General features: G+C 35.5%; 25 protein-coding genes and 2 pseudogenes. 5 read left to right on the top strand and 22 right to left on the bottom strand.

What is annotated here, in order from left to right; genetic code table 11:
• Positions 1 to 222: 222 nt before the first annotated feature.
• The 5 genes and pseudogenes from C1726_RS08850 to C1726_RS08830 all read right to left on the bottom strand — a co-directional run.
• Positions 223 to 627: pseudogene (locus tag C1726_RS08850) on the bottom strand (transposase); the annotation flags it as partial.
• A 356-nt stretch (positions 628 to 983) separates the two neighbouring features.
• A pseudogene (locus C1726_RS27030) lies at positions 984 to 1,175 on the bottom strand (YxiF family protein); the annotation flags it as partial.
• A 15-nt stretch (positions 1,176 to 1,190) separates the two neighbouring features.
• Positions 1,191 to 1,613 carry a hypothetical protein gene (locus C1726_RS08840; RefSeq protein WP_102272795.1) on the bottom strand — a complete coding sequence of 141 codons (423 nt, stop codon included), beginning with the start codon at positions 1,611 to 1,613 and terminating at the stop codon, positions 1,191 to 1,193.
• Between the two features lie 3 nt (positions 1,614 to 1,616).
• Positions 1,617 to 2,153 (bottom strand): hypothetical protein, encoded by a 537-nt coding sequence (locus C1726_RS26580; RefSeq protein ID WP_235822735.1) that lies wholly within the window; start codon positions 2,151 to 2,153, stop codon positions 1,617 to 1,619.
• A 17-nt stretch (positions 2,154 to 2,170) separates the two neighbouring features.
• Positions 2,171 to 2,422 carry a hypothetical protein gene (locus C1726_RS08830; RefSeq protein ID WP_102272794.1) on the bottom strand — a complete coding sequence of 84 codons (252 nt, stop codon included), beginning with the start codon at positions 2,420 to 2,422 and terminating at the stop codon, positions 2,171 to 2,173.
• 502 nt (positions 2,423 to 2,924) lie between these two features.
• Here C1726_RS08830 and nfi point away from each other — a divergent pair.
• Positions 2,925 to 3,572 carry a deoxyribonuclease V gene (nfi, locus tag C1726_RS08825; RefSeq protein ID WP_216629064.1) on the top strand — a complete coding sequence of 216 codons (648 nt, stop codon included), beginning with the start codon at positions 2,925 to 2,927 and terminating at the stop codon, positions 3,570 to 3,572.
• Between the two features lie 119 nt (positions 3,573 to 3,691).
• Here nfi and C1726_RS08820 read toward each other — a convergent pair whose 3' ends face one another.
• The 10 genes from C1726_RS08820 to C1726_RS08775 all read right to left on the bottom strand — a co-directional run bounded on the left by C1726_RS08820 (position 3,692) and on the right by C1726_RS08775 (position 10,303).
• Entirely contained in the window at positions 3,692 to 4,132 is a 441-nt protein-coding gene (locus C1726_RS08820; RefSeq protein WP_102272792.1) for a toxin-antitoxin system YwqK family antitoxin, read from the bottom strand.
• Positions 4,133 to 4,182: 50 nt separating this feature from the next.
• Complete coding sequence (locus C1726_RS08815; protein WP_102272791.1) at positions 4,183 to 5,103, bottom strand: hypothetical protein; 921 nt, start codon at positions 5,101 to 5,103, stop codon at positions 4,183 to 4,185.
• Between the two features lie 685 nt (positions 5,104 to 5,788).
• Positions 5,789 to 6,007, bottom strand: coding sequence for a hypothetical protein (locus C1726_RS08810; protein WP_142385068.1), 219 nt, complete (start codon positions 6,005 to 6,007; stop codon positions 5,789 to 5,791).
• 43 nt (positions 6,008 to 6,050) lie between these two features.
• Positions 6,051 to 6,992 carry an anti sigma factor C-terminal domain-containing protein gene (locus C1726_RS08805; RefSeq protein WP_102272789.1) on the bottom strand — a complete coding sequence of 314 codons (942 nt, stop codon included), beginning with the start codon at positions 6,990 to 6,992 and terminating at the stop codon, positions 6,051 to 6,053.
• Positions 6,985 to 7,494 (bottom strand): RNA polymerase sigma factor, encoded by a 510-nt coding sequence (locus tag C1726_RS08800; RefSeq protein ID WP_102272788.1) that lies wholly within the window; start codon positions 7,492 to 7,494, stop codon positions 6,985 to 6,987. Before C1726_RS08800 ends, C1726_RS08805 begins: the two co-directional genes overlap by 8 nt.
• Before the next feature lie 135 nt (positions 7,495 to 7,629).
• The gene (locus C1726_RS26575) at positions 7,630 to 7,842 is read right to left on the bottom strand and encodes a hypothetical protein (protein WP_235822734.1); all 213 of its coding nucleotides are present in this window, start codon (positions 7,840 to 7,842) and stop codon (positions 7,630 to 7,632) included.
• 358 nt (positions 7,843 to 8,200) lie between these two features.
• Positions 8,201 to 8,515 carry a DUF2019 domain-containing protein gene (locus C1726_RS08790; protein ID WP_102272787.1) on the bottom strand — a complete coding sequence of 105 codons (315 nt, stop codon included), beginning with the start codon at positions 8,513 to 8,515 and terminating at the stop codon, positions 8,201 to 8,203.
• A gap of 138 nt (positions 8,516 to 8,653) precedes the next feature.
• Entirely contained in the window at positions 8,654 to 9,652 is a 999-nt protein-coding gene (locus C1726_RS08785) for an ABC transporter substrate-binding protein (RefSeq protein ID WP_102272786.1), read from the bottom strand.
• A 221-nt stretch (positions 9,653 to 9,873) separates the two neighbouring features.
• On the bottom strand, positions 9,874 to 10,080 hold the full coding sequence (locus C1726_RS08780) for a hypothetical protein (protein ID WP_102272785.1): 207 nt from the start codon (positions 10,078 to 10,080) through the stop codon (positions 9,874 to 9,876).
• The gene (locus tag C1726_RS08775) at positions 10,067 to 10,303 is read right to left on the bottom strand and encodes a hypothetical protein (RefSeq protein WP_102272784.1); all 237 of its coding nucleotides are present in this window, start codon (positions 10,301 to 10,303) and stop codon (positions 10,067 to 10,069) included. The genes C1726_RS08780 and C1726_RS08775 overlap by 14 nt, the downstream gene beginning before the upstream one ends.
• 109 nt (positions 10,304 to 10,412) lie before the next feature.
• Between C1726_RS08775 and C1726_RS08770 the strand changes: the two genes are divergently transcribed.
• Complete coding sequence (locus C1726_RS08770; RefSeq protein WP_102272783.1) at positions 10,413 to 10,715, top strand: hypothetical protein; 303 nt, start codon at positions 10,413 to 10,415, stop codon at positions 10,713 to 10,715.
• Positions 10,716 to 11,121: 406 nt separating this feature from the next.
• On the opposite strand, the gene C1726_RS08765 is transcribed toward C1726_RS08770, so the two are convergent.
• The 4 genes from C1726_RS08765 to C1726_RS08745 all read right to left on the bottom strand — a co-directional run bounded on the left by C1726_RS08765 (position 11,122) and on the right by C1726_RS08745 (position 15,883).
• Positions 11,122 to 12,321, bottom strand: coding sequence for an MFS transporter (locus tag C1726_RS08765; RefSeq protein WP_102272782.1), 1,200 nt, complete (start codon positions 12,319 to 12,321; stop codon positions 11,122 to 11,124).
• Entirely contained in the window at positions 12,308 to 12,739 is a 432-nt protein-coding gene (locus C1726_RS08760; RefSeq protein WP_102272781.1) for a MarR family winged helix-turn-helix transcriptional regulator, read from the bottom strand. Before C1726_RS08760 ends, C1726_RS08765 begins: the two co-directional genes overlap by 14 nt.
• Before the next feature lie 417 nt (positions 12,740 to 13,156).
• Complete coding sequence (locus C1726_RS08750; protein WP_102272780.1) at positions 13,157 to 14,692, bottom strand: ABC-F family ATP-binding cassette domain-containing protein; 1,536 nt, start codon at positions 14,690 to 14,692, stop codon at positions 13,157 to 13,159.
• Between the two features lie 432 nt (positions 14,693 to 15,124).
• Positions 15,125 to 15,883, bottom strand: coding sequence for an SDR family NAD(P)-dependent oxidoreductase (locus C1726_RS08745; protein WP_057767878.1), 759 nt, complete (start codon positions 15,881 to 15,883; stop codon positions 15,125 to 15,127).
• 157 nt (positions 15,884 to 16,040) lie between these two features.
• Between C1726_RS08745 and C1726_RS08740 the strand changes: the two genes are divergently transcribed.
• Entirely contained in the window at positions 16,041 to 17,291 is a 1,251-nt protein-coding gene (locus C1726_RS08740; RefSeq protein WP_235822733.1) for a helix-turn-helix domain-containing protein, read from the top strand.
• Positions 17,292 to 17,346: 55 nt separating this feature from the next.
• On the opposite strand, the gene C1726_RS08735 is transcribed toward C1726_RS08740, so the two are convergent.
• On the bottom strand, positions 17,347 to 18,204 hold the full coding sequence (locus C1726_RS08735) for a MerR family transcriptional regulator (RefSeq protein ID WP_216629063.1): 858 nt from the start codon (positions 18,202 to 18,204) through the stop codon (positions 17,347 to 17,349).
• A gap of 172 nt (positions 18,205 to 18,376) precedes the next feature.
• Between C1726_RS08735 and C1726_RS08730 the strand changes: the two genes are divergently transcribed.
• Positions 18,377 to 18,718 (top strand): DUF7668 domain-containing protein, encoded by a 342-nt coding sequence (locus C1726_RS08730; RefSeq protein WP_102272777.1) that lies wholly within the window; start codon positions 18,377 to 18,379, stop codon positions 18,716 to 18,718.
• Positions 18,719 to 18,821: 103 nt separating this feature from the next.
• On the opposite strand, the gene C1726_RS08725 is transcribed toward C1726_RS08730, so the two are convergent.
• Complete coding sequence (locus C1726_RS08725; RefSeq protein WP_102272776.1) at positions 18,822 to 20,258, bottom strand: DHA2 family efflux MFS transporter permease subunit; 1,437 nt, start codon at positions 20,256 to 20,258, stop codon at positions 18,822 to 18,824.
• Positions 20,259 to 20,429: 171 nt separating this feature from the next.
• Here C1726_RS08725 and C1726_RS08720 point away from each other — a divergent pair, with 171 nt between their 5' ends.
• The gene (locus C1726_RS08720) at positions 20,430 to 20,972 is read left to right on the top strand and encodes a TetR/AcrR family transcriptional regulator (protein WP_102272775.1); all 543 of its coding nucleotides are present in this window, start codon (positions 20,430 to 20,432) and stop codon (positions 20,970 to 20,972) included.
• 107 nt (positions 20,973 to 21,079) lie between these two features.
• Here the strand turns inward: C1726_RS08720 and C1726_RS08715 are convergent, their stop codons facing one another.
• On the bottom strand, positions 21,080 to 21,565 hold the full coding sequence (locus tag C1726_RS08715) for a hypothetical protein (RefSeq protein WP_142385067.1): 486 nt from the start codon (positions 21,563 to 21,565) through the stop codon (positions 21,080 to 21,082).
• Positions 21,566 to 21,632: the final 67 nt, after the last annotated feature.

Genomic DNA, 21,632 nt, shown 5'->3' with positions numbered 1-21,632 from the left:
CCTCAAATGTATTAATCTGTAGTCTACTTGACCTTAAAAATTCTGTCCAACTAAGTGTAGCCTATCCATCTACTTGTTAATTTACCTCTTAGTTCCTTCACTCTATCAATTATATGTGCTTCTGTTATAGAATCAACAGGTCTTGTCGGATACACTTTACCCGTACCCTATGTTGTAATCTTAAAAGCTATAAATAAAAAAGCCAGCCATTTTACCACCCTATTAAACTACTTCTTTTTCGTGCACTATCGGTAATTTATAGGCTGTTTTATGCTTCATCATTCCATAAACAATATTCACAAGCCTTCTCATAATACAAACCAACGCTTGTCCTTTTGTCTTGCCTTCTTTAAGCTTCCGTTGGTAATATGCATAAAAAACTGGATTCCTAGCTAATTTACTTCCTTTTGCTACTTGCACTTGCTGTACTGCCAAATTATAAAATAAACCATGCAGCGCCCGATTTCCCTGTTTGCTTTTTTGTTCCTTACCTTTCCCACCTGATCCAAAGTAAACTGGCGCAATCCCCGCAAATCGTGCTAATTTGTTGGCATTTGGAAAACGTCTAACGTCACCAATCTCCGCAATTAAAGCGGAAGCTGTCACAAGGTCAATGCCTGGCATAGATACGACCGTCTTTAGTAAAAATACAACCCAAAATTTAAATGCTAAGGCAATAAAACAACTCTCTTTCACTTTACCCATTGTTTATCGCCACGAGCTTTGTCATTCTCGTTAGTTTGTTATCCAATCCTTGTCATAACTACCCCTGCTATGTAAAATGTCATTTCACCAAATTCTCACACTTTTCTTCCTAGCCATGTATTAAAATAAAACTCCTTGATGGTACTACCATCATGAGCTCTCGATTCTCAAACGAATCATTTTCTTTTTGTCTCACTCAAATATCAGCTGATTTAGTATAAATTAAAGTAAAAAACCTTGAAAGGCATCTGCGCCAATCAAGGTTCTCATATTTTTCCTTATGAAAGTCCCCAAACACTTAACTCATAAAAATATTCCGTTCGTTCAATACACAAACCAAAATTAAAATCTTCTGCAATTAGGATAAAATCTCCATATCTAACTGAAAACTTTGTTAACTCAATAATTTTATTTAAGTGACTAAAAACTTCATTAACATTAACCAACACTGCTTCTATTTCATTTTCTCTAAAAAACGTAACAGACTATTTAAATTTTTCCAAACTATAATACGGATTAGAGATATTCTCGCCTACTTCATCTATTGTTTCCTGTATTTCATCTAGGATCGATTTATCTATATCCTTATACTGTTCCAGTGATTCTTTTATTTTATTAAAGCAAATTTCTAGACCGAGATTTACTACAATAGAAAGAATAATATCTACTTCATCATAGGAATCTGTATTCCATAATTTAGAGAGAGTTCTATCAATATCATTTCTTATATCACTTCTTAATAACTCGTATGTCATAACTTGCCTGTCTGTTAGTTGACTAAGCATTAATAAAAAACCATTTTTTTCAATTTTATTATTTCTAAATTGATCTAATACATTTTGAAACATTGATATTAGTGTTTCAGTTGGTATTCTATCAGGTAGATTCTTAATTTCATTTATATCCATATTTTATTTCCCTTCTATCGGAATATGAACCTCATTTAAAGATTGATTTTTTGTCCATGTTCCATCTGATTTTAGCTGTTTATTTCCGATTTTTATCTGTGCAGTCCATCTTGAACCTGATGCTGATCCTGGATATTTGCTTGCCGCTACAGGGTCTGGAGAATGCCATCTAATTATAGCCTTTTGTCCATCGGCAAGTGTAAATTCATACTTTGCACCATCAGTAATAGTATCGGTTGGTTTAAATGAATTTGGAATATTCGAAGGAATCATTGATTCCAAATTAGACATACTAACTTCTCCATTTTTCAGTAGATTTTGAGCAATATGTCTGGCCTGATCTCTGGTCTTATTTCCGATATTACCCGTACCCTTAGTGTCTTCATTCTCCCCATCCGGATCCTCATCGTCTCCATTAAAATTATTTTTTAAATCCCCTGTCACTTGATCAATCGATTGATTAATTTCATTCGCCTTTTCATCTTCACTTCTGGATTCAGTGGCAAACGTTTGGACTCCATCATCAACCGCACCGAACAATTCGGCTATCGAGCTTTTTATGCTCTCGAATTTCTTTTTGATCTTTGTACCAGTTTCTTGAAAGTCATCACCGACGGATTCAAACCAGAAGGTGATGGAATCCCACCAATCGTCTCCATCACTAAGGCTTGCAGTAGCGGGATGTATTTCCCGATTGTAAAATTGAAAAGCGGCATTTTCTCTTGTGCAGATACTTCTGATGACTGGAAGGAAAACAGGATAATAACTAAAAATAATGGGATCAATCTAGATAAATAGGTTTTCCTCATTTCTCTCATTCCTTCTACTAATTACTTCTGAGCCTAATAAATGCGCAACTAATGGGAAATGTTTACTTATCTATTTATTATCACCTGTTTACATTATGGTCAAATACCCGTATTCATCCGAATTAACATCATATAACAACATTCTTCCTATCAATCTGTCAAGTCAGGATTCTTTATGAGGCAAATTTACTATTAAAGCACATGATTCCTATGATTAATTATCTAAAAACACACGATTCCCTAACCGCTTCTCCTGCTTCTCTTTAAAAAACCTTTTTGGCAGTTCTAAAGTATTGTTTTCTCGACAAAAATTGATAACATCTATTTGTAATATTCCTGCCAGATGATTAAGCATATTAAGTTTTTATAAGTGAAGTTTTTGAAAAGGTATCATTTTTGACGCCCCTAAAAAAATGGGATAGCATGAAAATGACAATTCTAAATATTTTTGGAGGAAATCATATTGAATACTCAATTTCAGCATCAATGGAATTTAAGTGAGATGGAAGCCATTGAATTACAGCGGAAATTAGCTGAAAAAGTGATTAAAGAAGATAGGCTTGACCCGATTCTTCATGTCGCCGGCATAGATGTTGCTTATAGCAAAAACAATGACACTCTTATTGCAGCAATTGTCATTTTAGAATTAGATTCATTAAAAGTTGTAGAATCTGTTGTCTATGAAGATACAGTTAGGTTCCCATATATCCCAGGTTTATTTTCGTTCCGGGAACTTCCGCCAATCATTAAAGCATTTGAAGAGATTAAGACCGTTCCTCAGTTAATCGTTTGCGATGGACAGGGCATCGCCCACCCTAGAAGGTTTGGATTAGCTTGCCATTTAGGAGTCCTATATGATATACCTACCATTGGGTGTGGAAAAACAAAGTTGGTAGGCAATTTTACAGAACCCGATCCACATAGGGGTGCCCAGTCCCCATTATTCGATAAACGTGAAGTCATAGGAAAGGTGTTAAGAACGCAAAGGAATATTAATCCCATATTTGTTTCCATTGGTCACCGTATATCCATAACAACCGCCTGCGAATTGATCCTCAAATTGTCTCCGAATTTTCGGCTGCCTGAAACGACTCGGCAAGCTGATCAGCTTGTGAAAAAGTCTATGTCGAATCACAACTATTCTAAATAGCGAAAAAAAGATGGACGAAAATCGTCCATCTTAGTCTGTACAGTAGCAGTTACCAGCCCATTCTCTTAACGGAATAGGTATTTTACTAAGTTCATTTACTCCAAAAGACCTTTTTACAATTATTGCTCCAGTTTGTAACGACTTCTATATTCAGGTATTCTGTCACGAACAACACTATAGCTTGGATCTCCCTCACCTATTTCCCATGTCTCTACTATATCACCTGTTTCGTCATAAAATACTGAAAATATATGAACATTTCTAATCACAATACTAAATGATCTTAATTGACCATTCCTATAGAATTCCTTGGCTCTGCCATTAGTCGTATTATGGTCTGTTTCATTTAATTCCTGTAATTCGCCTGTTGGATAGTATACTCTTTCGATACCGGTTTTAAATCCATCTTGTACCTCAAATTCCCAAACAAGTACCCCCTTGTTATAGTCTACTATTACTCCGGTAAAAGGGACTGTTTTATTCTTATCTATATAAAAGATATGTTCACCAGTTTGTAAGTCATCCTCAAGATAGAGATCACTATATGTCACTTTTTTCATCCAATCACATCCTAACTCTTTATATATTTTTATTTATCACTTATAAATGATTAGTTATGACCAACGTTATTGATCCCATCTGTTAAATAACGGCAATGTTCACAACGAATCTTTGTTACAAGATTACCATTTCGATCCGATTTATATAAATCAATATTATGCAAGAATAACTCGGAAATGGTCGAGCGGCCAACAGGAAGCCCTGCCTTTCTTCTTTCTTTAAATACCTGATCCAATGCTCGTATCTCCGAATGGGCAGCCAATCTATTATCAGCAACCTCAGAAAGTTTTATCTCCCCACTCTCGATTTTACTCTCATATTCTTTTACTAATTCCTTAATTATAGGGTCTGCATCATTATCTAACCATTTTATATACTCTTGTCTCATCGTTGCATTATTTTTGAAGTTTTGGCCAAAATAGGTTTTACCTGTTAACGGGTCGTGAATTCCCGATAGACATGGTCCCATTTCTTTTTTAGAAACTCCACTTTCAAATATTTCACGGGCACGATTAGATGTATCTTCAATAAGAGCTTTTTCAATTTCACTCCTATTAGGTTTTTTATTGTTGGGATCGTCTCCATTGAGGTTCTTTAAATCCCCTGTCACCTGATCAATCGATTGATTAATTTCATTCGCCTTTTCATCTTCACTTCCGGCTTCAGTGGCAAACGTATGGACTCCATCATCAACCGCACCGAACAATTCGGCTATCGAGTTTTTTATACTTTCGAATTTCTTTTTGATCTTTGTACCCGTTTCTTGAAAGTCCTCACTAATGGATTCAAACCAGGAGGTAATGGAATCCCACCAATCGCCTCCATCACTAATACTTGCAGTAGCTGGATGTAATCCCCCGCCTGTGATAAGGTGCATTTTCTCTTGTGCAGATACTTCTGATGACTGGAAGGAAAACAGGATAAGAACTAAAAATAAGGGGATCAATCTAGATAAATATTTTTTCCTCATTTCTCTCATTCCTTCAACTAATTATTTTTGAGCCTAATAAATGAGTGCTAATGGAAAATGTTTACTTATCTATTTATTATCACCTGTTTACAATATGGTCAAATACCTGTCTCCATCCGAATTACCATCATATAACTACATTTTACCTATCAATCTATCAAGGCAGGATGTTTTTATGAAGCAAATTTACTATTAACGCATATTATACCTATGATTAATTATCTAAAAACATACAATTCCCTAGCCGCTTTTTCTGCTTCTCTTGAAAAAAGCTTTTTGGTCGTTCTAAAGTATTGTTTTCTCGACAAAAAACGTAATGTTTATAAACACTGGTATTAAATATAAAGCTTGTTTCTCTCTCAATTTATACAGTTATAATAATTTTTCAATTTTAAACTTCCTTTATTGTTATATCCTTAAAAATTGCCTGCGAATTGATCTCAAGCCCTTATCGAATTACAACTATTCTAATAGAATTTGTTAACAATTATTGCTCCAGCTCGTAACGACTTCTATATTCAGGTATTCTGTCACGAACAACATGATAGCTTGGATCTTCCTCACTTATTTCCCATGTCTAAACTATATCTCCTGTTTCGTCATAAATTACTGAATTTAATTGATCACAAAACTATGTGATGTTAATTGACTCCTATAAAACTCCTTGGCTCTGCCATTAGTCGTATTATGGTCTGTCACATTTATCGCCTGTTGGATAGTATACTCTTTCGATACCAGCTTTAAATCCATCTTGTACCTCAAATTCCCAAATAAGTATCCCCTTGTTATAGTCTACTATTACTCCATTAAAAGGGACTGTTTTATTCTTATCTATATAAAAGATGTGTTCACCAGTTTGTAAATCATCCTTAAGATAGAGATCACTATATATCATTTTTTTCATCCAATCACATTCTAACTCTTTATATATTTTTATTTGTTAAGAACTAATAGTTATCTGCTATCCCTCCTAAAGATGCAGCTTTTATACTTGGTACTTTGATCATTTCTAGAATTTGATCCTTCGTCCCATAAACGACTACTCCTAATATTTCTATATCTTCTATTTTTATATCTTTAAAGGTGCTGTATACTTTCTTATGTTCACTGGAAACACTCGTTTTAAGTAATTCGAGAAACCCATCATAATCAAAGTCTAAATCAGCTGTTGAAGTATAAGAACTATTTATGGAAAAACCTAACGCATCATGTTCTCTAATAAATGTTGAAGACCAGTCATGTTCATTTGCTTCTTTTTGAAATGTTTTTATTTCACTATTTGTATACGTATTTATCCAAAACCAAGTCATTTCAGGAAGTTCACTGATAGGTAATTCATTTGGCTTGTATGGCTTATCAAATGAGAGCGCAACCTCATATATTTTATCTCCCTGCATTCTTTGAATTACATCTTCATCACTCTTGTACTTTTTATATTTAACCATTGGATGAAAAAACATCATTTCTCTCCAGCCGTTTTCTTTATAGGAAACTTGCCAATCTTCTCCAGTGATGCCAATGCTTCCACCTGAACCTCTGGAAATCAAAACAGATGGAATAAGACCAAATGGATATTGTTTTTGTTCAATAACTACTGATTTGATTTTCATGTCTTTTGCCACTTTATAATTGCTTATTCCTCCTAAAAACCCTCTCGAATCAACTGTTTCACTAATATACCCATTCGGCGTACTAAGTCTTATAAAGGCATCCCATTGTTTAAATGTTTTTTGGCTATAATAAGCAGAAATAGCAAAGTTTAATATGTTCAAGATAATAAATACAATTAACGAAATGAACCCAATCGTAAATATCGTCTTCATTTTGCCTTTTTTAATCGCCTTTTTTATCTTCCTCTCATCAAAAAAATCATCTGTAAAGTCATTCATGAAGATTCCTCCATTCCTTTTGAAAATCTTTTCTTGCTCGAAATAAATATGTTCTGATGGTTTCTTCCTTCATTCCTAGTAAAAGAGCCATCTCTTTATAACTTAGTTCCATTTCGTATTTTAATAATAGAAGCTGCTTGAAATTTTCCTGTATACGATTTAAAGTAAGTGCTATTTCTTTATTCAATTCAATAGTTAATACATTAGACTCTGTATCATCTTCGTTGGTAAAATTACTCCAGAAGCGATCATCATCTTTTATCGATATCACTTGTTCTTTTCCTTTTTTCTTTAGATTTTTTTTAAACTCATTCATAGCAATAGAAAAAATATACGAAAGAGCTTTATTTGAAGAAACACCACTGCTGTAAGCTATATATTTTGTATAGCTTTCTTGCACAATATCTTCTGCATCTTCATGACTGCATCCGTTCTTTTTCAAATAAAAGTAAATCATTTTTGCTTGTTTTTTATATAACTCCAATAGCAGCTGAGAATCCATAGCTCCTCCTCTCTACTCTCCTCTATAAGTATAGAGTCCTTTTGCCTCAAAAAGTTTACAGTAAAATGAAAATTAAATTTAAAAAATAAAAACCTTGAAAGGCAATAGCCTATCAAGGTTTTTCGTTGAGCTTACTTATTGTTGAGTGTATGTATGGATTAGCTCCGATTTAAATTCTTCATACATAAGCACTGCCTCTTTTACGATCTCTTCTAATTCTTTATAGCTTCGGTAAACAGGTTTTTTTATTCGTTTACACGGATTCATTAAAAACCTTGAATAGACAGTCCGAGGACTCCCCAATCTTACTCCATTATTGCGATAGACACCCCATATAAACTCTGTCATTCCGTATTCCAGAATGATATTAAACCTAATCATATAATCAGTTGAGTTGTCCTCAACGCATAATTTAAAGATTTTCTCTTTTTTATCAAAAGTTGCCTATATCCAAGGCTAGCAAATATCGCCATTACTTTCTCTATATCATAATCTTCTATCCGATCATTTAGATCATTCGGATTGGCTTTAAAACGATCAGATAATTTCTGATACCTATCTATGAAATTAATTTTTTCTAAAGCAGCTTTGATTTCAGACTTTATTTGAAACTCATTGGTATCCCTACCTATTTCATATCCATCTTCTCATTGGAATTACGTTAAATAGTGAGCGAATCTTGTCTTACTGTTTTTTCTTACTCCATTTAGTTAATGTCTTTTTTTGTGAACCCTAATAATCCTTTATGAGCAGTCAAACTCGATAAGCAATCAATGGCCATCTTCTCGTATAGATTTAACGAATGAGAGGCAGACCATAGTTTAACATACGGGTTTTCATAATCTATTAAACGCATTAATGCACTTTTCCCCTCATCTTCTAAAGATAGTAAAGATTGTTTTATTTTATCTATTATTTTATATTGCTTATTAGCGTCCCTTGAATTCCCTTCTTCAGTAGCCTCTCCGTGTTTGATAGCTGCTTCAGCATATTCCTGCACTAGTAAACTTAGATTTTCCATTTACTGAATCTCCCTATTTAAATGCAATTAGCCCCTATTACACCAAGGCATTCGAAATATCAGATCAATATTTTCTTGATCGCACAAGCAAACTACAACAAAAAAACTGCCACATAAATGACAGTTTTTCCAACTTCTTTACTCTCCTACTATTTTTGCATCCTTTAACATTTCTTCTGTAAGTGTGATTCCTTCCTGCTCAGCTGCAGCCTTGTTAATAACAAGCTCTAAGCTTTCTGGAAAACCAACTGGGATCTCACTCGGCTTTTTCCCTTCGAGTATTTCAACAGCCATTTTTCCAGTTGTATATCCTAAATCATGATATTCAAAGCCATATGAAGCAAATGTTCCGCGTTTAACTGAATCACTTTCCCCAACAAAGGTTGGAATATCCTTGTCGTTGGCTACAGTAATAACGGATTCAAGGGCGGAAACAACTGTATTATCCTTCGGAATATAGAAGACATCCACTCTTCCGACTAATGACTCTGCAGCTTGCTTCACTTCAGAGCTTGCTGATATGGTTGTTTCCACAGCCTCTAATCCAAGTTCCTTTAAAGCCCTTTTCGCATTTTCCACATTAACAACAGAGTTAGGTTCCCCAGAGTTGTAAATCATCCCTACTTTCTTAGCATCAGGAAAAAACCTTTTAATTGCATTCATCGTATTTTTTATCGCGTCTGGATGTGTATCAGACGTACCTGTTACATTTCCACCCGGTTTTTCAAAGCTTTCTACTAATTCAGCACCTACCGGATCAGTGATTGCGGTAAACAGGATAGGAATTTCCTTTGTCGATTGAACAACTGCTTGTGCACTTGCTGTTGCAATAGCTAAAATCAAATCATTGTCATCCGCAACTAGATTTTGCGCAATCGACATGTTGTTGTTCATATCGCCTTGCGCATTCTGGTAATTTAGCTTAAGGTTTTTCCCTTCCTCGTAACCAGCATCCTTCAAGGCAGCAATAAACCCTTCGCGTGCCGCATCTAATGATGGATGTTCAACCAGCTGCGTAATTCCTATTTTGACTGTTTCCTTTTCTTCCTTGCTTCCCCCTGCTTCTTTGCTTCCTGATCCACAAGCAGAAAGCAATAAAAGGGAGCTGCAAAGTATTCCTGTTAATATTTTTTTCAAGCACTTTCCCTCCTTCGACTATTTCGTGTATTTTCTAGTTGAAGGCATGAGGATATGTACATAGTTGCACTATTTGAAAGCATCCTTATGACCAATGCCCCATTCGAATTATTCATAATATTTAGATATTATCACATTTAGAAACATGTAAACAATGATAATTTCTGCTTTCAAAGATTTTTCTTTAGAAATATTGATATTGAAAGGTCTAAATGTCGTTATTACGATTCTCCTAAACGATTAAACCATTTTTGATGAAATTGTAATTGTTCTGCAAAACTAACGCAATTTAATTTGTCATCATATTCGAAAATGTGAACGATATCCTCTGTGGCAGCTGGCTTTCCTAAGGTTAATTGGTAAGCTAGCTCTCCTGTACCCATTGACAATTGCATGGGAGAGGGATAAACATTTTCAGCTGCACCCATTGCACAATATCTGAAGCTGCTCGGTCTCTAACTGCTCTCTAAGTAATTGAAGCGCATGAAAAAAGTTTGCTCCCTGATGACTCATTTTGTTGCTTCCTTCTATTATTAATTCGATCAACACAAGTTCCTCATTATCCAGTGATTCCTCCAACAACACTAGTTGTCCATTAATCAGGTTTCCCTCAAAGTTTTTAAGTTTAATATTCTTCTTTTCTCCATTCACGACGGCTTCCTCCTAAACGATTATCCAATGAAAGATCGTAAGATGAATACATTTAATTCAATACTCAATATTATCTTCTAAAGTATTTCACTTAAAAGGTGTAAATAAAATGTTTGGAAATTTATCTAAGTTTTATTTGCATGTATTAAGAACAAGCAGAGTGCAGATAGTAAAAAACGAAGGCAATCAATTGGAAGGCATTGTAAAATATGATTTTTATCCTCATATCGGTCTTTATCATGTAAGTCAGTACCTATTTTATGCCCAAAAAATAAGCATGATTGAACTATATACCACTTCATTATTTGCCGTATTGTTTGCTATACTCACAGATCTTTATTGGTATTTTACAATAGATGTGGTGTGGGGATGGATGATTGTTTTGTTAGGAGGAAAGCCCCTGCAAATATGATTTTTTTGAACTATTTCCCCAGTCAAGCAAAATGGTTCATAAAACTTGTATACATCCTTATACGAACCATCCTTTTGACCTTATTAGAATTAGGAGCAGATAGGGAAAGTCCTTCACTATGGGCATTGGAATACATCTTATTCTCCAATTAAAAATAATATAATTTAAAAAGCAGCATCAAAAATCCTAAAAATATAAAGAAAAGGCTTCTCATAAGTTAATATAACTATGGAGAAGCCTGCTTTTACTTTCTTCCAGGGCTTTATAGGACACCAGATCCCTTATTCTGACATACTGAATGATTCCTCTTAAGTTTGCGGACATAGGTTCCCCTATCTTATTAAAAAGCAGTGATTTCCTAGTGTGTTTTTGTAAATAACGGATTCAGTGTCCACTTACAATGAGATTATTGAGCAACTGCATGATCTATTCTAACCTTATCATTCTTGCCATGCAGCACATAATAAAGACCAGAAGATACCAAGACGACAATACCTAAAATCATATAAAGTGTACTATAGCCCGTAATTGGTACGAAGAATCCTAATAGATAAGGTCCAAATCCTAGTCCTGCATCAAGAAAAATAAAGAATGTTGACGTAGCCAATCCCATACGATGAGGTGGAGTCAGCTTGATGGCAATTGCCTGGGTACATGACTGCATATTTCCGAACCCAAGACCAATTAGAATGCCAGCCGCTAAGAGCGTAATGCTGTTATGAGCAAAACCTAAAAGCAGCATACCGGCTGTAAAGAAAATGAACGCCGAATACATCACATAGTTTGCTCCTTTTACATCCATTAATCGTCCTGTAAATGGACGTGAGATCAGTACCGCTATTGAATAGACAAGAAAGAAGAAGCTTGCTGCACTAACGAGGTCAATTTCAATGGCATAGAAATTAATAAAAGATAGAACGCTAGAGTAACAAAAAGCGACAGCCAGTGTAATCAATGCAATCGGAACGGCCTTTGGCTCAATAAATTGAGAAAGCTTGAATCCTTTTATCTCATTTGTTTTTGCTGATCCTTCCAATACAGGAACATACACAAAGAAGGCTGTGAACAAACTTATGATTCCTAAAACAAGGCAAAGACTAAAAATGATTTGCGTACTCGTATGCTGGCTCATGTACAATCCGACGAACGGTCCAATTGCAGTCGCCAGCGTTGCACTCATACTGTAATAACCGATCCCTTCACCTCTTCGTGATTCCGGGATAATTTGAGCTACGATCGTACCTGTTGCTGTGCTCGCAATCCCTAGCGTAATTCCATGTAATAAGCGAGTAATGAGAAGAAATCCAATACCAAAATGGATAAAATACAATATTGTTGATAAAATATACAAAATTAATCCAATGAACAAGGTTCTTTTACGACCAATTGAATCAATACTGCGTCCAATAAACAGACGCCCAATTAAGGTTCCTACAATAAAAATTCCTGTTACAAGTCCTGCTTGGCTCGCAGTAGCATGATATTCATCTACTGCATAAACACCTATAATAACAATTAGTAAATAAAAGACTAACGTTAACAAAAAATTGATGCTGGACACAATAATAAAATCCTTCGTCCATAATTTAGACTTACTCACTTTTATTACCCTCTCTATTTAATAGATTCTCATGTATTTTAGGAAGAATGTGAAAGGCTGCCTTTTGGTCGTCTTTTGCTATCCCCTCCATCACACTATTTTCTAAACCAGTTATTTTTTCTCTGCATTCCTGGTAAATCTTATCACCTAATTCAGTTAACTGAATCACTTTTTCTCGTCTATCCTTACCAGGAATTTGCTTCACGATTTGCAGTTCTTCCAAACGGTGAACCCTCCTCGTAATGGTCGGCTTTTCCACATTATATTGAGCAGAAATATCTACAAGTGTTGACGGTCCATTGTTTTTAATATAAAAAATAACCTGCCATAATGAATAGGACAGCTCATAATTGCTCAAAAGTTCATTCAATTTAGTAATTAGTAAGCGATAAAGACTTAAATAGCGTTGAAAAAAACCCTCCATTTTTTTCACTTCCTCTCACGAAATATAGTTACCGTGGATAACTATTACCAAAGGTAACTATACGTTTATTTAAAGAGAATGTCAAGTGACTCTCACTATATGGTAAAATATTCAAACCTTTAAACTTAAAGAAAGGACAATCCCAACATAGGAAAGTAACATCGAACCATTGAAAATTACTTCATAGCCCTTACTGCATCTGGTTATACAGTTGTTGATTTACGAAAAGGAACACCTAAGCGTGAGCATTTTTCCAATGAGGAAGAGTTCACTAGAGGACTAAGAATCCCAGTCGTACTTGTCTTATCATGTACCAAATAAGCAGAAAAATTTATGTTCCACAGTATCTTGTGACTATATGATTCCTACAAATAGGCAAAAGCCCCTTTTTTACAGGGGCTTTTGCTATTTAATTAACTATATGCACTCCTCTATATTTAAGCAGCGATCTGCCCACTGCCGATAGAACTTTTCTTCATGCGAGACTAGTAATACACTCCCTTTAAACTGAATTAATGCTTTTTGCAATGCTTCTTTTGTTTCTGCATCTAAATGATTGGTTGGTTCATCTAAAATAAGAAAATTGGAAGCTAAAAGCAGAAGCAGGCATAGCTTCACCTTAGACTGTTCTCCGCCGCTCAGCGTTGCTATTGCTTGAGTCGTATGTGTATTCTTTACACCACATTGTGCCAATCGGCTTCGTATCTCCTTCAAGCCCAATTTGGGATAAAAATGTGAGATGATTTGGAGCGGTGTTTTCATTCCATCTTCCCATGTTAAATCTTGTTCGAAATAGCCAATCTTAACTGATTCTGAAAATCGAAATCCGCCTGCAACAGCCGGAATACGCTGAACAAGGGTTTTTAGCAATGTGGATTTACCGATTCCGTTAAAGCCTGTAATCACCAGCTTTTCCCCGCCTAGAATATTGAAATTTAATTTTGGCAAAAGCGGAATTCCGTAACCAACCTCAAGGGCTTTTACAGAGAGTGCAACCTGTGCGGATAAATCGATTTCTTTAAAGGTAAAGACAGGTTTATTAGTGAAAGCTGGAGGTGCCAATCGTTCCAGCCTTTCAAGCTGCTTCCGGCGCCCTTGTGCCATCTTCGTATTAACTCCAGCAATATTTTTTCTAATAAATTCTTCTGTCTTTTCAATCTTTTTTTGCTGCGCCTCATATTGCCTAATATAATCTTCCCGCAAATGCTCTTTTTGCTTAAGAAAATCCGAATATTTCCCTGTATACTTTTTAATTGTTCCGAACTCAATATCACATATGCAAGAAGATACTTTTTCTAAAAAGTCATAGTCATGGGATACAACAATATAGGCGCCATCGAAAACGGCTAAATAATTGGCAAGCCATTCTACATGTTCTTTATCAAGGAAATTTGTTGGCTCATCTAGCAATAGAACATTAGGTTTTTCCAGCAAAAGCTTCGCCAGAATGACTTTCGCCCTCTGCCCCCCGCTCAGTTCATGAATTAAGCGATCCGTGCCAATTGCATTTATCCCTAACCCGTATACAACTTTATCGATATGACTGCCTATTGAATAAAAATCATTGGCCTCAAGCTTTTCCTGATACATTGCTGCTTGCTCCATTAGATCATAATTACCAGTATCCGCCATCTGCTGGTAGAGATCATTTATTTTTTTTTCTAGATCAAATAGATTTGCAAAAGCCGTGTTTAAATATTCACTAATTGTTTGAGTTCCATTCATTTCGGCATATTGATCAAGATGCCCTATACGAATGGAAGGTTGCCATTTGATCAAACCGTTATCCGGAATCATTTCTCCCATCAATATTTTTATCAGGGTGCTTTTTCCTGCACCATTTTGTCCTACAATCCCCATATGTTCGCCTTTGTATAAATCAAAACTTGCTTTATCATATAGAACTTTATCTATATAACTGTGGGTTAAATTTCTGACCTCTAGTAAACTCATGTTCATTCCTCATTTCCTAAAAATAAAAAAAAGCAAAGAGACGGCGTTTTTAGACGCCAGCTCTTTGCTTTGGGGCTTTGCTGTAATAGATTCAGCAAAAAAACATTTCAATAAAAAAGCTCATTGAAAAATCCAAAACAAAGGGCCATAGACAAAGCATTGTCTATGGCCCTTTAATCTTTATATCATCGGCAAATAGTCATACTCAAATAAGCATAGTACCCTACACTTTTATCAGCAAACTATTAGCCGATGAATAGAGGAAGCAGCGTGCTTCCTGATTAGGCTCCTGACACAATGCTTCATCGTATACATTTGTGCGGAGCAAATCTCTCTAATGAAAACTCTATTCTGATTATTCATTTTATGGAAGCACCTCCTTTCCTCTTTCTATATTACGATTAATTCATTAGGATGTTCTCTAAATATTGCTTATAATGTCAATCCGCCATCCACAAGAACAACCGAACCTGTCATATAGCTTGCGCGATCTGATGCTAAGAAAGAAACCATTTCAGCTAATTCTTTCGGGTCAGCATAACGGCCCATTCTCATATTTGAAATCTCTTCTGGAACATAACCGCCTTTTTCAAATTGAGTGGCTACACTAGCAGTTAAGGCTGTTTGAACACCGCCAGGACATAGGGCATTAATGCGGATTCCCTTATTAGCATATTCTAATGCAGCTCCTTTTGTAAAGCCTATCACTGCATGCTTACTTGCAGAATACACTGCTACACTGTGCTCAGGACGAACTCCAGCAGTAGAAGCTGTGTTAATAATAGAACCACTGCCTTGCTCTTCCATTACTTTTAACACATATTTCATGCCAAGGAAGACCCCTTTTACATTGATCGCCATAATTCGATCAAATTCAGATTCTTCCACTGAAGTGAATGGAGCAAACTTTTGAATAATACCTGCATTATTGAAAAATACATCTATACGTCCATATGTTTCGACTGCTTTATTTACATAATTTTGTACTTCTTCATCTTTTGAAACATCTGCTTGAACGAAGATTCCTTCTCCGCCCTGTTCTTTAACAAGCTTTAATGTTTCTTCCCCTGTTTCTTTATTAAAATCGACTAGAACAACGGTTGCGCCTTCACCAGCAAGTTTCAAACTGCTCGCTCTGCCAATCCCGCTTCCTGCCCCAGTTATGACAGCAATTTTGTTTGTTAATTCCATTTATAGCTCCCCCTTGTTATTAAATAGTTGATACATCAATTATTTTAAAACTTGCGAAGCTATATTTATTGCAATATTTTACGAATAATAGTATTTTTTTATCATCTTTAATACACAAAATAAATTCAACTAAACTTGAATGGAGCTTGTAATTAAAATGGATACACAAAAAGAAGAATTAAAGGCTATTTGTCAGTTAATTTTCGAAGCTCATCAAATCCCCGTGTATTATATCAATCAATTAGGTGAAGTCGAATATGAACGATCAATGAGTGACATGCGGAGAAATCCATATGATGTCCCATTCAAGCAGCAGATAAGTGTATATTCTAATGAAGAGGATCCCAGTGATTTTCCTATCTTCTTTTCGAATTCTAATTTGAACTTCTTTTTTATTAATTTGAAAATTGAGGATCACTTTTTAGGTTCTATTATAGTGGGACCCGTCCTTGAAACGGAAATTTCTGATGCAAATATCACCAAAATAGTTGACGCCTTTAAGGGAAATGTGAATAAAAGAAAGCTTATTGACTACTATCACTCCATTCCGATTATTGATAAACAGCAGCTGCTGGCGATCAGTTTATTAATGTATTTTTTGATTTACCGTAAAAAGTTAGATAAATCATTTGTCATACAAAACAATCATCAGTTGAACCTGGTTAACATTGAATCAGAGAATTTGGATCTTGAGCTTTCAAAAGGAAGAAGGAATTTAATTTTCCATTCAAATCTTTCATATGAACGAGTTTTGCTCGATTATGTTAAACACGGCCAAAAAGATAAATTAAAGGACATTTTCGACTACTCGATTATCGGTGAAGCAGAATTGGGACTATTGTCAAAAAGAAATCGTTTAAGAAGTGAAAAAAATCTGATGATCACAGGAATTGCCCTTGTTTGCAGAGCCGCAATTGAAGGTGGTTTAAATGATGAACTTGCCTTTACTTTAAGTGATTTCTATATTCAGCAACTCGAGGAATTAGGAAGTTTGAAAGCAATTTTGAAGTTAACAGAAGAAGCCATAAGTGATTTTACCAATCGTGTGCACCAATTAAATGAAGCAAAATATTCGGCACCGATAACTGCTTGTCAGAACTATATTTATAACCATTTGTATGGCGACATCTCACTTGATCACCTAGCAGAAATATGTCATTTAAGTCCCAATTATTTATCCTCTCTTTTTAAGAAAGAAGTTGGTATCCCTATAAGCGAATTTATTCAGCAGCTTCGAATAGACGAAGCAAAAAAGCTATTGGATTTAACGAACTATTCGATTGCCGAAATCGGCACTTTTTTAAACTTCAACGATCAAAGCTATTTTATAAAAACCTTTAAAAAACATACCGGATTAACCCCAAAGCAATATAGGAGAGACAGAGGGACAGAATCATTGTCGCAGTAAGGACAAATGATTCTGTCAAACTTCTAATGGAACAGCAAAAACATTTTCCTTGTCTTTAAAACTCAGGATACTGTAAAAGTAATTTTTCATTTGCACTTTCTATTTGCTCATAATACTTCGCATAAGAAGTACTTAATTTTTTCATTGCAGGAATAAATACCTCATAATAACCACTTATACGATTATATTCTTTCAGTATTCTTTGCATATGATAAACTGGTGATTGTTTATATTCCGCCGATTGCTTATATTGTAAGTATTGTTCTATCGTTTCCCTATTTTCAGTTAGAAATTTCTGGGGATCTTCTATCGATCGTTTTGTGTTCTCTATCAGGTCATGAATATCTTCTGTATTGATATGTTTTGTATTTTCAACTAAAAACGATTGTATTTCTTTAGGAAAGTCTATAGGCGGTGCGTTATCCAAAAATGAAATAATTTCTGCATAAGCAGCTTGCTGTTCACCAGTTGTAATTGGTTCATTCAAAAATCGTGCAAAATGTAAGCAGATAAAGCGGCCGTAGTATCCTGGAAATGCGTTCAATAACTTTTCTGTAATCGTTGCACTCTGCTCAATCGTTTTCAGATCCTTATCAATTTCAGCAAAACTATAGCCACAACTAAGTTTATCAAGAATAGCTTTTTTGGCTTTGTCCCTCCGTAAACTTAATTCCTTCTGAACTGATATCTTTTGAAGCCCAGAACTTGTTTCATCCGCAAATATCATCTTAATTTCTTCTATACTAAGCCCAAGCTTTCGTAAAGCCGAAATTTCCTTTAAGCGTTCAACATCCTTGTCACTGAATCCCCGATACCCATTTTCTAAACTATCAGGAAAAATTAGATCTTGTTCTATATAATAGTTAACAGCCTTTTTAGTCACACCTGCTAATTTGCTTGCTTCACTAATCAACACGTTCTTCACCTCAAAATCATCTTAAACCAACACCTAAGGGAATGGTCAATAGTTCTCATAAAATAACGCTATTGTTTTAAAACATCCTCGCCATCCATGACTTTAGCAGCTCCATCAAGGTGTGGCCATATGGTAATGTCAGTATATAACCATAGGAGGTGATAAGAAAATGACAATAGAAGAGCAAATCAAGCAATTGACGAAAGAAGCTTTTGTCGATTTAGTCCATCTTCGCTACGATAAACTGAAAGAAGAGAATAAATTAAATGAGGAAACGGAAAATTTCTTGAAGGAAGTGTTTCAGGAACAAGGAACCCTCTCATTGCCGCCGGATAACGAAGAAATGGTTATAGATGTGTATGAATATAATGATAACAGCGGATTTTGCGCTGAAATAAGATACTTATGGTTCGACGATGAAGAAAGCCCCATCGTACTATTTTGCCAGGCAAAAGCAAATGAGGAGAGAACAAGAGTAATTAAATTTTATATTGAAACACTTGATGCATAGAGAAAACCCCTTTCGAACAAAGATTGCACTCGAAAGGGGTTCTTTATTTTGAAGTGCAAGGGGTGACCCTACAAGTTTAGTTAACTAATGGGAAACCTCCTTTTTATTGCATCTCTCCTGCTTTTTCAGATGACATAGGTTTTTTAACCGGTGTAAGCAATGTGATTACCAGTGCAACAACCGCTAAAATCATCATGAAGTAGTATGATTCACTTGAGGCAAAAATGGATGCCAGTGCTGCAATTCCTTCTGTCTCACCTTGAGCAGCTAAGTCGCCAGCATAGTCTGTTGCTTTTGATGTATAAATGGTTACGACAACCGCTGTCCCAATTGCCCCTGCAATTTGACGAACGGTGTTGTTAACAGCTGTGCCATGTGTAACAAGATCTTTTGGAAGTGCACTTAATCCTGCTGTATTTAGCGGCATTGTAATAAAGCTTAAACCGATACGCAAGAAAATCGTGCGAATCATTAAGAAAGTAAATGTCGTGTTTTGTGATAAGTCGGTTACAACCCACATGGAAGGAATAACGAAAATTAATCCAATAATGAATAATGGCTTTGCACCGAATTGGTCATACCATTTTCCGGTAACAGGTGAAAGAGCAGCATTGACTAAGGCCCCTGGCAATAATAATAGTCCTGCATCAAATGCTGTAAAGCCGCGCCCATCTTGTAAATAGATCGGCAATAAAATCATATCAGCATATAACATCATCGTTACGATAATGTTAATAAGAGACGTCATCGTAAACGTTTTGTTTTGGAACACTCGAACATTTAAGAACGGATCACTTGCGCGTAATTGACGCGTTGTGAATAACACTAACACTAAGATCCCTGCAATAATTGACGCTAACACCAGCACATCGTCCCAGCCGTGGCTGCCTGCATTGCTGAATCCATATAATACTAACCCAAAACCGATAGTAGATAGGATGAAACTTAGCACATCCAATTCTGATTTTGATCCTTCAGATACGTTAATTAAATATTTGAATGCTAATAAAATGACAATTCCTACAAGTGGGATTAAGCCGATAAACAACCAGCGCCATGATACATATTCAATGACAAAGCCGGATAATGTTGGTGCAATTGCTGGTGCAAAAATCATGGCAAGCCCGATTAGACCCATCGCGCTCCCCCGTTTATCAGGCGGGATAATAAACATAACAACACCCATCATAAGCGGCATGATAATGCCTGCACCCGCAGCTTGAATCATACGTCCTATTAATAAAACCGAAAAATTTGTAGCAATCGCACAAAAAATAGAACCAATTAATAATAATAGCATGGAGCTAATAAATAATTGGCGTGTAGAAAATCGCTTCATTAAAAAAGCGGTTACAGGAATTAGTATACCGTTAACGAGCATGAATCCTGTTGCTAACCATTGTACGGTTGTTGCACTCACATCAAACACTTCCATAAATTTGCTTAAAGCAACATTCAAAAGTGTTTGGTTTAAAATCGATAAAAACCCGCCAAGCAGCAGCACAAATAGCAATACTTTTTTATTTATTTGTTGAGCCATAACAACTCATAGACCTCCTCTTTACTTTATCAACACAGTGACGATAAAATGAATTGTAACAACTTTTAAATGAAGAAACCACCAACATATTTTAAAAAAACGTCAACTATACGACATTTTCCTAAATGGTGTTGTAAAGATAGCCGTTTAATAGATAGAGGGGGCATGAAAATGTCTGCAAAAAAAGAAGATCCGCGTGCCATACGCTCCAAGCGTCTATTGAAGGAAGCGGTTCAGTCAATACTAATTGAATCACAAGATTTACAGGAATTAACTGTTAAAAAAGTAACAGCAAAAGCAGAACTAAATCGTGCTACATTCTACTTGCACTTTTTAGATATGCAAGATTTAATGAAGCATGTCGTTTATGACATTTTCGACGATCTGTCTAAGAAGTTATCACCGTTACTACAGCTAGAATCTGTAAATTCGGATGAACAAATGATTACCTTTTTGGATTATTTCTATCAACATCGAAAATACTTATCCGTGTTATTCGAAGAAAAGGCGTTCCAAAAAAAGCTCCATAACTTTATCGTTGATTTCATTCAAGCAAGGCGCGATTTACGACAAATAGTAAAAGAAAATGCTGTATCAAAAGATATTATCGCATCCTCGATTCTAGGTATTTTAATGTGGTGGATTCGTGATGGAAAACATTATAGCTCTGAATATATTGCGGGGCAAATGTCGGTGTGGATGACTAGGAGATAGGTAAAAATGCCACCTAATTTAGCAGGATTGTCCTTGGACAAAATAAAAAGAAGTAACCGCTCCCAAAGAGTATTACTTCTTTTTGTGTTACAAAGCATATGGTATTACTAATTAGTTTCCTCACCTAAATGGTCTGCTTCCAGACGATTTTGACAGAGAGCAAAAAGCTCGCCAATAAATGTTTCTATGTCTGAAGAAGACTTTGGAATTAGAATTTGACGAATCGCAGGACCAAAGTTCTTGGTAAAATAATCTTTTCTATCTTGGTTTTTTCCGTCCCGCTTAGCCGGGTTATACTTCCAAATAATATATGGGTTTCCATCAACCATGTCTATATTTTTTAATTCTGCCAAGGCTTTCTTATTTGGAGAATAGATCACTAAATAATAATTATCCCCTGTATGTATAAAAGCAAAGAGATAACTCACATGATTGTCTCGTTTTGTAATTTCAAAACCAGCAATCGCCTCTTTTCCCTTTTGAAAGCCTGGAAGGAAATTTTTTACGGTCGTATCTAATTTTTTTATGTCAAACAAAGTTAGGTTGGATTGTTCTATCCCATTTGCCAAGAAAACAACTTGTTCTTTTTCCAACATTCATTTCCCCTTTTGGTTGATATGATAATTATACCACCAAAAGGATTACGTGCACGCGATTCAA

Source organism: Cytobacillus massiliigabonensis (assembly GCF_900199725.1).
In the GTDB taxonomy this organism is placed as follows: domain Bacteria; phylum Bacillota; class Bacilli; order Bacillales; family Cytobacillaceae; genus Cytobacillus; species Cytobacillus massiliigabonensis.
The sequence above is the reverse complement of the archived record's forward strand: the minus strand, read 5'-3'. Positions and strand labels throughout refer to the sequence as shown.